The sequence below is a fragment of the Bacteroides parvus genome (genome assembly GCF_017309675.2).
GTDB lineage: Bacteria > Bacteroidota > Bacteroidia > Bacteroidales > Bacteroidaceae > Bacteroides > Bacteroides uniformis.
Map to the genome: position 1 here is coordinate 2,639,118 of NZ_CP084680.1, position 13,551 is coordinate 2,652,668.

Sequence of the window (13,551 nt, forward strand, 5' to 3'; positions counted from 1 at the left end):
CCGTATTTAGGGAGCCAGCCTCTCCTTTTTCCAGCTGCCATCCGCTTGTTGGGAATAGAGGAAACGGTCGTGTAGCCTGCTTTCCCGTCCTTGCCAGAATTCAAAACGGAAAGGGGTGACGGCAAAACCTCCCCAGTTGTCGGGACGTTTGATACTTTGCCCTACCCATGTTGCCGCTTCGCGGACGAACGCGCGCATTATCTCCATACGGCTGCCAATGACGTGACTTTGGGGTGAAATCCTCGCCCCGATTTTACTTTTGTAAGGTCTGCTTGCAAAATAGGTGTCAGAATCGGCAGGAGCGCATCTTTCAGCTTTTCCTTCAATGTGTATTTGCCTTTCCAGTTTGTGCCATACGAAAGATAAGGATATATACGGATTTGCAGTCAGTTGCCGGCCTTTCCTGCTTTCGTAGTTGGTGAAGAAGATGAACCGGCCATTTTCCACCCCTTTCAGCAACACTGTGCGTGTAGAGGGATGCCCGTCTGTCGAGGCTGTAGCTACCGTCATGGCGGTGGGCTCGTACTCATCACTATGGATAGCATCGTTCAGCCAATGGTCGAATTGCTCAAGGGGATTGTCGTTGAGGTTACCCGGCGTCAGTCTGCCTTTCTTATATTCTCTTCTGATGTCAAAGAGTTGTGATTTCATTATCGTGTGGTTTTATCAAGAATGATGTTTTTCTATGTAACAGTCTGAGAGGGCTGAATGTTTTTGTTTCTCTGCGGAAAGAAAATATGGAAGAAGGAAATGGTTGTGTTGATACTTAAAAAAATGGCATCCCGATTGTGGTGGCTATCGGGATGCCGGATATTGGAGATTACTTTATGGAGACAAGTGGGAAGTGGACACTGGCATGTCTGCTATTGCAATTTAAACATTACGGGAACTGTGAATTTACAACGGACCGGTTTGCCTCGTTGCTCACCGGGTTTCCATTTGGGCATGGTGGAAATCACACGGATAGCTTCTTTATCCAGGTAGGGATCTACGCCTCTTACTACTTTTACATCTACGATGCTGCCGTCTTTGTTGACAACGAATTGTACTATTACGCGCCCTTGGGTTCCGGTTTCTTGTGCAATAGTCGGGTATTTTATGCTCTTACCCAGATATTGCATCAGACTCATGCCATTATAAGAAAACTCAGGATTCTTCTCTACAACTTCAAAAATCTCGTCCTCTACCGGAATCTCTTCATCTACGGTTGGAGATATGGGTTTGATGATTACAGCTTCACCGATTTCTTCGGAAGAGGCAATGGCTGTTTCTTTCACATTGTCATTATCATCCACAATTGTCAATACCTCGGCAATTGCAGGAGCTTGAGTGGGTGGCGGAGCTGCTAATTCGGGTTGCTCCGTGATAGGAATTTCAATTTCCTGCTCAAATACGTTCTCGGTAATAGCACCGCTCATGTCAATCATAACATCACGCTTCGACCATTCAAATGCAACGAACATGAAGACCAGCACAATTACATAACCTACAAGTAGCCAATTTGACTTCTTGTTTTCCAGGCTTGCTTTGGATGTTTTCTTGATTTCCATAATTTATAAGATTATTACTGTATAATGGTTGTCGCGAAACTAATATTATACAGATGTGATTAGTAAAATCATAAAACATGCGTGCCCACTTGTTTCTGCATTAAAGATAAGAAAATGAATGTTATGTTGTTGTTTGATATATGGTTATATATAGTTTTTTAAATTTGCTTTGATAATTTTTCCGCTTATGAATTAAATAGTGTTGAGGTGCAAAAAAGCGCTTCCAATGTTCGCTTATGGAGAAAGGCTTCACACAAAAACAAATTGTATTTATAGTATTGAAATGCGGTTATAGCTTTTGTATCAATTCTTTAGTATGTTGGTTGGAATCAGATGCTGGCAATAAATATAGATTATATATGATAGCCATTTGAATTTGACTATCTTTGTACGCTGAATTTAACCCTATTTTATAATCTTATTTTATTTATACGGAAATGATTTTGTTTTTATTGAACACGTCTGCCGCTGGAGGTAAACTTGAACAGGCATTGGAAAAATTGGTGGATTTTGGTATGGATGCCGGTAAGGATATATTAATCGCTATTTTAATCTATGTAATCGGGCGTTTCATCATCAAACAGATAAGTGCATTAGTAGCCAGGATACTTGAAAAACGGAAGATTGAAACCAGTGTACAGACCTTTTTGAAGAGTCTGATAAAGATACTGCTGAACATGATTCTTGCTTTTGCCATAATCGGCAAACTCGGTGTGGAGACCACCAGTTTTGCGGCGTTACTCGCATCTGCCGGTGTAGCTGTGGGTATGGCGCTGTCCGGTAATCTCTCAAATTTTGCCGGTGGACTGATTATACTTATTTTCAAACCGTTTAAAGTAGGTGACTACATAGACGGTCCGGGAGTAAGTGGTACGATAAAGGAAATACAGATATTTCACACTATACTTTCCACTCTTGATAACCGCATGATTTATGTACCTAATGGAAGTCTCAGTGGTAATGCCGTCACTAATTACAGTAAGCAGGACAAGCGTCGTGTTGAATGGGTATTCGGTGTTGAATACGGTGAGGATGTAAAGAGAGTCAGAGCCGTTTTACAGCGCATAATCAATGCAGACAGCCGTATATTGGATACACCGGCTCCCCTTATTGTCTTAGGTTCATTGAGTGCAAGCAGCATCGATATTACAGTCCGTGTCTGGGTAAAAAGTGTGGACTACTGGAATGTGCTGTATGATATCAATGAAATAGTTTATACTACATTTAATGAAGAAGGAATAGGATTTCCCTTCCCGCAGCTCACTCTACATCACGCAAAAGATTGAGCTTATTATCTATAACAGTTTCCATTTATCAAGAATTTGAAGCTTTATGTTTGCTCTGAAAAGTATGCTATACTGTTCATTAATTCCGAAAAAGAAATCATAAACTCCTTTTGTTTGCTTTTAAACATTATCGGTTGCTAATTTATTGAAGCTTTATATATAGATTTGCAAGTATTTCTTAATTAGGATATGATATAAAAAGATTATTTTAACTGTTTCAGCTTTTATAGCTGTTAGTGGTGTTTATGACAAAAAAGCGGTAGAAGGTTTTGACAAGAATAACAACCTAATATTTTTTTAATTTGTAATTATGATGAAAAAAAGTTTCTTGACTGTTCTATTTGCGCTGTTCTGCACGATGGGATTTGCGCAATTGTCTTTCAATGTAAAGGCCGGTCTTAATCTCAGCAGTTACATCGGTGAAAACTCTGACCATTCCAAATTTAAACCAGGAGCACGCATTGGAGTGGGAATGGAATACCAATTCAGCGACCTTGTTTCCTTACAGCCCTCGCTATTCTTCTCACAGAAAGGTGCGAAATATTCAAGTGGATATAGCGGTAGCGTCGTAGATGCGGATGCAGATGTGAAGATCAACCAGCTTTATTTGGAATTGCCCATCAATGTACAATTCCGTTTCAATATTGCAGACAATACTAACCTGGTCATTGCGACAGGGCCGTATCTTGCCTGTGGGGTAGGTGGTAAAGCCAAGTTCGATGGCAAGGCATCTGTTGGAGGTATCAATATCAATGGAGATGAGAAAGTCGATACATTCAGTGATGACGGCTTGAATTACAATAGGTTCGATGCCGGTTGGAACATCGGTCTTGGGGTAGAGTTTGGCCGAATTCTTGTGGGGGTTGACACACAGCTTGGCTTCTGCAAGATTATGGATGGGGATGCTCCGCACAATGCGAATATCGGTATTACTCTGGGGTATAAATTTTAAATAGTTCCCTTACGATCCCTTGATTGAGTATATTTTTATTAATAGTTTAACTTTTTTATTGTAGACAATCTATAAATTATTTTATCTGTTTTAAAATAAAACGGTGTAGTATGAAAAAATTATTCATTTTATTAGGAACTCTTTTTTTGTTGTCAGTAGGTGCTTATGCGCAGAAAGGGAAACAAGCCATAGGTTTCGGTCTTGGTTATGGTACAGAAATTGAAAGTATCGGATTGGGAATCAAGTATCAGTATAATATAACCAATCCTATACGTATCGAGCCCTCTCTTAATTATTTTTTTGAAAATGACAATGTAAGCATGCTGGATGTGAACGTGAATTTTCATTATCTGTGTCCGGTAGCTAGCAATGTCAAGCTTTATCCACTGTTTGGGTTGACTTTGTCCAACTGGATGTTTGATATGTATGATGTTGACTGGGATGGGGATCATGTTCATGTGGATGGCGATGGGAATCATAATGAATGTCGTTTCGGTGTAAACTTGGGAGTTGGAGCCGAATTTGCATTGAGCCGTAATTGGGCCATGAATCTTGAATTTAAGTACCAGTTGGTCAGTGATTTTGATCAGGGTGTCATCAACATCGGGGCTGCGTACAGATTTTGAAGAAAATATCGGAACAGAAATCTCATTGATATAAAAGAGGGGATAGGCATAGTTTAATGCTTATCCCCTCTTTTTTAGTGTTTCAATGCTTGGATTTCAAAGCCAAATCAATCGTCATCATCATCATCATCGTCATCATCATCGTAATATCGATAGTGCTTCTTGTGGTGTCTCTTCGGTTTTTTATATTTGTGTTTCTTATGGTGAAATTTATCATGGCGCTCACAGTATGAATTATAGTATTCATGCCAGCAGTCACTATGGTGATGGACTCTGTCATAGAAAGGGGTATAATATACACTTCCCGGATTTATGCCAATCTCCACAAGAATACGGTTCCATCCGTAACGTTGATACCGGTTGTAATAATCGCATACATCATGCATCTTTTTTCCGGAAGTTCTGGCTACCTCAAGTGCAATCCCCACATTTCCCCAGTCTTTTCCACAGCGTTTGTAGTAATCGTCCAAGGAACGGCTTGAAATGTTGTATTCCAGACATAGCCGTTTCTTATAATCAGAAAGCTCCACGGCTGCGTAGCGGTTGGCTCTGCCAATAAAGATGGAAATACCATCCTGGGCAGACAAGGTGCAGGCTAATAGGAGGAAAAGCAGTAGTAAATTAATTTTTTTCATAATGTTTCTAAGTTAAATGGGTTCTTGTCTTTTGCTTTTTCAATTTCATCTCCAGCTTCATTCAGAGCCTTCTTTACATCATCTGTCCTTTCTTCAATCTGTTTCTGTGTCTTTTCAAGGTTTTCTTCGACGGATTCCTTTACATTTTCCAGATGCTCTTTAACTTTGTCTTTAGCCTTTTTCTCTCTGCATGATGCAAAGACAAGTGTAGCTGTACATGCCAACATGACAAATAATAACTTTTTCATATCCTTATATTTAGTGATACTATATAATTGGTTAAAATCCAAATGTAGAAATAAATATTGTTTTTAGCAAATTAGGGAAAAGCTTTTGAACATAATGTTGGGGTAAAATATCTTGTTTGTTAATGCATCCTATACTGGAAGTCTTTTCAAATCATCGGATGAATTAGAGATAAACCTGACTTTGAAATGTTGTTTGTGAATATATACAAAAAAGGCTATCTATCCCAGACAGCCAATCTTAGTTTAACCTTATATCTAATACTATGAAAAACACATTGCAAATGTACGGATTTGCAAGGACTGTGCAAATTTTCAACCTTTTCATTGCCATCTTATAACAAGGTTTAGCTGGTAAATATATTCGTTAACGATTTAATAGTGCAAATGTTAAATTTAAGCTCCAGATACGTTAAGGTATTGCTTTCTCAATTGCGGCACTGTAGAGCGATTCTGCAATATTGTGGAATATTCCGCACAATTCCACACTGGAGTAAAAAATTAAATTGTTTTATGTTGTTGAAAATGAGAATAACGTCGATGCGCTGATATTTTGGCATCAATTTTGTACTATGATTTATGTCCTAAAATTTATCAGTAACTTATAGTTGTTATGGTTAGACAATAGGTATTAGTTGCATTAAGGTTTAAAGCTATTTTGTTCATATTGATTTTCATTCGGAAACTCTCTTTGTTTAGTATTGCATCCCGGTCTGTGAAGCATCGGGATGTTTTTCATTTTGGAGGATTACAGTTTTCGACTGAATGCTGCAATCTTGTATAGTTAGTCAATACTGCTTTCATTATTCTTTGGGGGAATAATGAAAGCAGGCTTAGTCTATGAGGATTGGATACACTTTATTTAAAGGCTTTATATTTCTAATGAGGCAAGATATAAAAAATCAATCTGTGTTTATCTACTCTGAGAAGTATGCAGTACTGTTCATTAATTCCGAAAAAAAAATCATAAACTCTTTTTATTTGCTTTTAGACATTGTCGGCTGCTGATTTATCGATGCTTTATATGTAGATTTGCAAGTGTCTTTTTATCAAGATATGGAAAAACAAACTAGAAAAATTTTAAAAATATCCGGCATTATATCAGGAGGGCTGATTATAGCCGCCTTTATAGTAATTGCAATTGCTCTGAATTTTGTGTTTACTTCTGAAAAGTTAACTCCGGTGGTATTGAAAACTGCCAATCAGAATTTGAATGCAAAATTGGATATAAAAGATGTAGAACTTACTTTCTTTTCCACCTTTCCACGGCTCGGATTGAAACTGAAAGACGGAACATTGGTTTCAAAGGTTATCCGTGACACCATGTGGCAAAGGACTGACACATTATTGTCTTTCAAGAAAGCCGTATTGGTAATTGATGTAATGGATTATTTGCAACAGCAAAAGGTAAATATCCATCAGCTTGCCTTAGACAGTGCCAATATCTATGCATACAAGGACGGGACTGGAGCTGCAAATTGGGACATTTTGTTCCCCGACACGACAAATATAGCTTCATCATCAACAGATACGGCCAGGCATGTGAATGAACTTAATGTCGAACAGGTTGCCATAAAACATGCTACGGTAACCATGGATGACCGAGACACACATATCTTTGCCAATCTATGGGACATGAATCTGGACTTGAAGGCAAACATGAAAAAGGAACATTCTGTATTGGCTTTGGATTTCAAGAACAAGAATGTCCTTTTCTGGCAAAATGGGCAACTGATAACTAATCGTGTCGGCATTCATCTGAGGACTGACATTGAACTGGATGCCGTTCATCGCACTCTCCTTCTGCGTGACGCTCTAATCAATATAAACGGTACTAAATTAGGGGTAAAGGGAACATTGCGTCATGATGCAATAGCCCAAACCCTTGATTTAGACCTGCAATATGGGTTGCACGCTCCTTCGTTGGAAACCGTATTGCACATGATTCCAGAAAGTATTCTGCAAAAGAAAGAGGTATCTGTCAAAGGAGAGGTTGCTTTCAAAGGAGAGCTGAAAGGAACCTATGGAAAACAAAAATTACCATTGGCCACATTGGACATCAAAATTAAGGATGCCTCTGCCCGGTATGCCGGATTGCCTTATGGCATAGACAAATTAGAAGCCGATTTTTTTGCTCAAATAGATCTGATGCACGATAGCCCCTCCTATCTGAATCTGAAGGCATTCCATTTTAAAGGGGCAAATACCAGCATACAGGCTGATATGAAAGTAGAGAATCTGTTGGCTGATCCCGATATCACTTTCCATGCTGAATCAACCATAGACCTGAATGCGCTGAAGCATGCTTTTCCATTACAAGAAAGCATCAGTATGGAAGGGGAAATGGAAACCGATTTGGGAGTACGCTGCCGTATGTCCTCTATAAAGAAGCGGGATTGGGGACGTATCACGGCTGAAGGAAAACTCAAGACTGATAAATTCATGCTACGTGATACTCAGAGGAATTTTGAGTTCATAAGTAACGCATCTTTGGCCTTTGCCGGCAATGAATGGTTAGGGGGGCATGCCCAAATCAAGGATATGATTCTCCGTTCTCCTCAATTAGACTCTGATATGAAAAGTCTTGTGGCTACCGTCAGGACCATTCCTTCCAAAGACACAACCCGAATGGCTCAGGTAGAATGTAAAATGGAAATGCACAAGCTAAAAGTTGCTTTAGGGGATTCTCTTGGTTTGTTTTGCGGAAAATCCTCTGCTACATTGAAAGTACAGCCGGGGGAACATAATCCAAGCAAGCCCCAAATAGAACTTGTTATGGAGACAGACACCTTGTTTTGTCGCATGGGAGGAGTCAAAGCTGGAATGAACAAAGCAGGTATAGGAATCACCGCAGAAAAAATACGTGATTCATTGTGGATGCCCGATGGCATCGTGGGGTTTAATCATATGGCTGTCTGTATTCCGGAATGTGCACTTCCCATACATATGCAAAAAACCGCTGTAACAGTGGGAAACCGTACTGTCACCTTACGTAACGCTACCATGCGTATAGGTAGATCTGACATTACGGCAAGTGGGGTAATCCATGATTTGTATGGAGCTGCGAAACATCACAAAGTTTTACGTGCCAAGCTGAATGTTTCGTCGGAGCATTTAGACTGCAACCAGCTGATACATTCAATATCCTTTCCCTCGGATACAATTATGGCAGAAACAGATACAATTTCTACGAATCTCAAATTGTTTGTCATACCACCGAAGTTAGACTTTGAATTGCAAACCCATTTCCGACAAGTATTTTATGAAAAAGTGATCTTCAATGATGTCCACGGGGCCGTAGATATTCGTAACCAATCTGTGTACCTGAAGGAGCTTAGCATGAAGGGTATGGGTTCGGAAATGAACACTACGCTTGTTTATCAGGCAAAACGTCCGGAACAAGGATTTGCGGGTTTTGATTTCCGCTTGCATAACATTAACATAGGAAAGTTGGTCGACCTTGCACCCTCTTTGGATACAATCGTGCCCATGTTACGTTCATTCGAAGGAACTGTGGATTTCAATATGGCGGCAGCTGCGGCATTAGATTCCAACCTTAACATCAAGATACCGACCTTGCGCTCGGCCATTCATGTAAAAGGGGACAGTCTTGTACTGATGGACGGTGAGACTTTCGCTGAAATCTCAAAGAAATTCTTTTTCAAGAACAAAAAGAAGAATTTAATCGATAGTATTTCAGCAAATATTAGTATCAGAGACGGTAAAGTGACAATCTATCCTTTTGAAGTTTCGATGGACCGTTACAAAGCGGCGGTAGGGGGTACGCAAGGATTGGATATGAACTTTGACTATCATATTTCCATCTTGAAATCACCGGTACCGTTCAAATTAGGTTTGAACATATCGGGGACTTTGGACGACATGAAATTCAAGTTGGGCAAAGCCAGATACAAGGACGCTGTTACACCGGCAGAAATACATAAGGTGGATAGTGCTATAGTAAACATGGGACGACAAATTGAAATTGATTTCAAGAAAATAATGAAAAGATAACATAGACAAATTATCAAGTGGATATGGCGGTAATATCATTGATGTGGATGGCGAGGAGTTCAAGGCGGGAGTGCAACATGTTCATTCAGAAGTGGGTTTCAGAGAAGAAATGGCGATTTGTGAAACAGCTTGAACGGCTTCGTAAGGCGCAGGATGAATAATTGATGTTGAAAAAACTAATCTGGATTTAAAAATGGAGTTGGAGCTGAAACAGTGAGAGAAGAAGAAGCGTAGTGACAAAGAATCGCAAGATGGGTAATGATACGTGGAAAGGGATTGAAAAAAACACCTTCCTCTTGCGCTCAAAAGGAAGGTGGCCTTAAACGAAACATACAAAGCTTAAAAAAATGCGTTTTTTTGAAACTGCTACAGATAAAGGTGCTTTGATATGAAATTTTAGGCTAAAGTAGCTCTCTTTTTTCTTTTTCTCAAATATAGGCATAGAAAAATTGTTTTAATGTCCGTTTTATGTATCTTATTGTCTCTTTTTTGTAATTTTGTTCAGTCTTATGGAGGGAATAAGGCATAAGAAAGTTCCTTTTCCTTAGTCCAGACTTTCCCAAGTACGGACTTTATTGTTATCCAAGGTTTATGTAACTTTTAATGTCATCTCTCATTTCAGGAAATTAAAGCTATTCTACTGTGGTATTATTCCCCTTATGTGGTATTCTGTTCTACACATTTCTACACATGATAATTCCTTGCTTCTTTATTAAAACCCTATTTAATAGGTTATTATATTCTCATTTCTGTTTTGGCATTTGTTTTGTTCTATAATTACTGTAATGAAAGGCATAAAATTAATATCCATTTAAAAATTACGATTATGAAAAAAGTATTAGTAGCATTAGCAGTGGTTGTGGGATTAGGTAGTTCAGTAGCATTCGCTCACGTTACATCAGAAGTACAGTCTGTAATTCAGGCTTTGCAAGATCCCCAAGATGAATTTACAAAAATCGAAGTGAAAGATCTTCCCCAGGCTGTAGTAAACACATTGGCAAAGGACTATGAGAGGGCTACAATAAAAGAAGTGTTTGTTGCAGAGAAAGAAATCGGCAAGGTTTATAAAGTCGTATTGGTTCTTACTAAAGATGACCAGTCCGCTGAAGAGGTAACGGTTCTTCTGAACGAAAAAGGTGAATCTGTTGAATGACAATTTTCTTTTTCCCTATTGGGGAAAATTACATAATTGATGGAAATGAATGTCAATAAGTAATTGATATGAAAAATCGGTACCATTCATAAGATTGTGTAAATGATAACTCGGATATAAGATATCCGAGTTGTTTTTTACCTTTATAATTGAAAAAACGATGGATACTGGGTTAAAGAACACAAAGCTGTTTCTGCAGAACTATTGAGTAAAGAGTTTTAAGCCAGTTTAAGACTGAGTAGGAAGGCAGGCTATTGTCATAAATATTTGCAAGTCAGATATGTTAGAGAAGATGTTTGAGGGAAAGTTGGATGCTTATCTTGGTTACTTTCAGCCATTATTGTGTGCTTTAATTGATTGTATATATTGAAAGGAACATGCTGGACCTCAGCTTTTGTGTGGCTGAGGTTTTGTCGGAGATAAGAGAGCGTTGTTAAACGTGCGATAGTAGATATATGTTTTACTGATGATTAGTGGATATTTGTTGACTGTTTATGGAAAAGGCGACTGAATAGTCACTCTTTGGGTTTATAATTGTAATAATAGTTTGTTTCTTATTTGTCAGATATTTCTGTTATAGAGGGGTGTCTTATATAAATAATGTTTATATTTGTATTCTAATCTCTATTATGTTATGAATGACAAACAACGACTTCTAATTGATTGTATTTCCCTTCTTCCCGTTATAGGCATTCTGGTTTTGATAACTGTTGCCAATGACCAGTTTGTTACTATGGTTGCTGCCTATGTGCTTTGCGGAGAACTCTTATGTGTATTGGTTAGCAGGATATTAAATTTGTATTATATTGATGTGGCTTTTGTTTGGTTGGGTGGAGTTATGCTTTGGTTGTGGTATTGGTTCTGGTTGGAGTCAAGCCATGTAGTGATGGAAATTGTGGAAAAGACAGTTGGATGAATTGCTTCTTTTCATTGAAAAATCCCCGTAGCTTTCTGCATGTATTTGTTTATAATTTCTTTGGTTTACAGTGGGATAGAGAGTGCGGTTTTACTTTCACCGCTTTTGTTTCAAAGAAACAAATCTCATACAAGACATGCTGAGAAATAGAAAGTCAATGGCTTGTTTGAATTCTCTTGTAACCCGTCCAAGCCGTCACGGATAGAACGGGTAAAATACTTTTTGTCAATGCTGTCCGTTCATGGGGCAGACAACATAAAACCTAAACACTTAACTGGAATAATTGGCGGCATTACCCACCAAAAGCATCCGACCCTCACAGGCTGAGAATACTTTCATTATTCCAAAGAATAAAATAGTATTATATCGGCTAACTATACAAAGTTATAGTATTTAGTCGAAAACCGCAATCCTCCAAGGTAAAAACATCCCGATACTTCACAGACCGGGATGCAATACTAAACAAAGAGAGTTTCCGAATGAAAATCAATATGAACAAAATAACTTTAAACCTTAATGAAACTAATACCTATTGTCTAACCATAACAACTATAAGTTACTGATAAATTTTAGGACATAAACCATAGTACAAAATTGATGCCAAAATGGCAATGTAACAATGTTGCATTCATTTTCAGCAATATAAAGCAAACTCTTTTTTACTTCCTTGTGGAATATCGTGGCGCATTCCACAGTATTGTAGAATAACTCCACAGTTTTAAGTAAGAGCTACTGACTCCCATTCGCTCCAAGTAAACGCACGAAAGTTCTTATACCTCCGTTTCCTCCCATTGTACTCATAATTTGAGTTATCCAAGCAGGGGAATAACCGGTTGTCGCTATGAAGCTATATCCATTTGGAATTGGGCATTTAACAAGTTTATGACAAATGCGGTATTTTTTTATTGTATAGTGTGCCTCGGCTTATGTCGAGGCTTTTTGTTTCATAATGAAAGCCTTCTCTTCTTTAGATTGAGGAGGGAAGGCTTTATACAGCTAAACAAGAATCATAAGCCTCACGGCTTCATGTGTACAAATATAATGCCTGCTTTTATCTTTTTAAAGGATGAGTGTTCTGAATTTATAGTCAAGTCCTCTGTTTTTTTACTATGGAAATCACACTGATATTTTTTTATATTCCGAATCTCCTTACCTTTGTGTAATTATATCTGCTTATTTCAATGAAAACTGAATTGATAGAGAATATAGCTTTTACAAAGGAAGACTATATTCAAAAGACAACGAATGAGAGCATGCCTTCCTTTGATGAGCTCTTGGATACCATAGTCGCATTTGTGGAGGAGAACGGCGGTAGTCTGGAGGATGCCGTTGATATGGCGAACGATACGTATTTTCAATTATAAATGATTAGATAAAGCAATTATGGCAGAAGAGAGTAAATATGCATACGACGAGGAATCCGTCAAGGTAATAATTGAATGGGCACAAACAGCCCAATTACCCAAAAAGGTGATGCTAAGTGAGGCGGAACATATCTTTGACACCTCTCTGTATGTTAATGCGAATATCTGCGATATTAAGCAACATTATCCGGATGCATTCTATAATCCGGCCATTGATAGATTGTGTCGGTTGAAGGAAATAATAGAAGGAGCGGCTAAATAGTCGCTCTTTTCATATCTTAAGTATAATAAAAGTCATCCTCTCTTTTCGCTAAAAGAGAGGATGATACAAACAAAACAAACATTTTTTGTGTCTTCACAGACACAAAAGAATAAAAATGTAAAATGTTCAGGAGAACATTTATATATGCAAAAGTATGACATGTTTTTTTATAAAACAGGACAAAATATATAAAAGTCTACAAATAATATTTAAGGAAGGTAGAGCTGTGCATAGATTTTATTGCTTTTGAATAAATTATACAATTTATCAGCCTGATGTGCTACATTGAGAGATGGCCATTATGGATAACTGGGAGCTGATATTGGGTAATTGATATAAAAATCCCAGGTACGCTCGAATGGTCTAATTCCACTTCTGCAAATCGCCCTCATACTTTACAAATGTTTTTGATGCAGGTCTATATAGCTTTTCTGATTTATTTTTGTTTTTGCAATTTTTCGGCAATTATTTAGCCCCAAAAGTGAAACTATTTTTAATTTGCTTGTTTTTCGTAAGTACTTGTTGCACCTAAAAAAGCACTTCCAACG

General features: G+C 38.2%; 13 protein-coding genes. 9 read left to right on the top strand and 4 right to left on the bottom strand.

The window, feature by feature from the left end; genetic code table 11:
• Positions 1 to 6: 6 nt before the first annotated feature.
• Positions 7 to 651, bottom strand: a complete 645-nt coding sequence (gene pdxH / locus JXR92_RS10575) for a pyridoxamine 5'-phosphate oxidase (protein ID WP_117601492.1) — start codon at positions 649 to 651, stop codon at positions 7 to 9.
• Positions 652 to 863: 212 nt separating this feature from the next.
• Positions 864 to 1,550, bottom strand: coding sequence for an energy transducer TonB (locus JXR92_RS10580; RefSeq protein ID WP_138346234.1), 687 nt, complete (start codon positions 1,548 to 1,550; stop codon positions 864 to 866).
• A gap of 437 nt (positions 1,551 to 1,987) precedes the next feature.
• On the opposite strand from JXR92_RS10580, the gene JXR92_RS10585 reads away from it, so the two are divergent.
• From JXR92_RS10585 to JXR92_RS10595, 3 genes are all read left to right on the top strand, one after another.
• On the top strand, positions 1,988 to 2,836 hold the full coding sequence (locus JXR92_RS10585; protein ID WP_117601494.1) for a mechanosensitive ion channel family protein: 849 nt from the start codon (positions 1,988 to 1,990) through the stop codon (positions 2,834 to 2,836).
• Positions 2,837 to 3,149: 313 nt separating this feature from the next.
• Positions 3,150 to 3,788: a porin family protein gene (locus JXR92_RS10590; RefSeq protein ID WP_117601499.1), complete on the top strand. Its 639-nt coding sequence runs from the start codon at positions 3,150 to 3,152 to the stop codon at positions 3,786 to 3,788.
• Positions 3,789 to 3,898: 110 nt separating this feature from the next.
• A complete protein-coding gene (locus JXR92_RS10595) occupies positions 3,899 to 4,414 on the top strand; it encodes a porin family protein (RefSeq protein ID WP_117589281.1) in 516 nt (171 codons plus the stop codon).
• Between the two features lie 107 nt (positions 4,415 to 4,521).
• Here the strand turns inward: JXR92_RS10595 and JXR92_RS10600 are convergent, their stop codons facing one another.
• Together JXR92_RS10600 and JXR92_RS10605 are read right to left on the bottom strand one after the other, a co-directional pair.
• Positions 4,522 to 5,049 (bottom strand): hypothetical protein, encoded by a 528-nt coding sequence (locus tag JXR92_RS10600; RefSeq protein ID WP_117601496.1) that lies wholly within the window; start codon positions 5,047 to 5,049, stop codon positions 4,522 to 4,524.
• Entirely contained in the window at positions 5,046 to 5,297 is a 252-nt protein-coding gene (locus JXR92_RS10605) for a YtxH domain-containing protein (protein ID WP_117601500.1), read from the bottom strand. The genes JXR92_RS10600 and JXR92_RS10605 overlap by 4 nt, the downstream gene beginning before the upstream one ends.
• Positions 5,298 to 6,350: 1,053 nt before the next feature.
• Between JXR92_RS10605 and JXR92_RS10610 the strand changes: the two genes are divergently transcribed.
• The 6 genes from JXR92_RS10610 to JXR92_RS10635 all read left to right on the top strand — a co-directional run bounded on the left by JXR92_RS10610 (position 6,351) and on the right by JXR92_RS10635 (position 13,003).
• Complete coding sequence (locus tag JXR92_RS10610) at positions 6,351 to 9,308, top strand: AsmA family protein (RefSeq protein ID WP_117601497.1); 2,958 nt, start codon at positions 6,351 to 6,353, stop codon at positions 9,306 to 9,308.
• A gap of 23 nt (positions 9,309 to 9,331) precedes the next feature.
• Entirely contained in the window at positions 9,332 to 9,469 is a 138-nt protein-coding gene (locus tag JXR92_RS10615) for a hypothetical protein (RefSeq protein WP_158562861.1), read from the top strand.
• 665 nt (positions 9,470 to 10,134) lie between these two features.
• A complete protein-coding gene (locus JXR92_RS10620; protein WP_117600670.1) occupies positions 10,135 to 10,461 on the top strand; it encodes a hypothetical protein in 327 nt (108 codons plus the stop codon).
• Positions 10,462 to 11,095: 634 nt separating this feature from the next.
• Positions 11,096 to 11,377: a hypothetical protein gene (locus tag JXR92_RS10625; protein WP_117966556.1), complete on the top strand. Its 282-nt coding sequence runs from the start codon at positions 11,096 to 11,098 to the stop codon at positions 11,375 to 11,377.
• A 1,181-nt stretch (positions 11,378 to 12,558) separates the two neighbouring features.
• The gene (locus JXR92_RS10630; RefSeq protein ID WP_117600658.1) at positions 12,559 to 12,741 is read left to right on the top strand and encodes a hypothetical protein; all 183 of its coding nucleotides are present in this window, start codon (positions 12,559 to 12,561) and stop codon (positions 12,739 to 12,741) included.
• A 19-nt stretch (positions 12,742 to 12,760) separates the two neighbouring features.
• The gene (locus JXR92_RS10635; RefSeq protein WP_117600657.1) at positions 12,761 to 13,003 is read left to right on the top strand and encodes a DUF6965 family protein; all 243 of its coding nucleotides are present in this window, start codon (positions 12,761 to 12,763) and stop codon (positions 13,001 to 13,003) included.
• Positions 13,004 to 13,551: the final 548 nt, after the last annotated feature.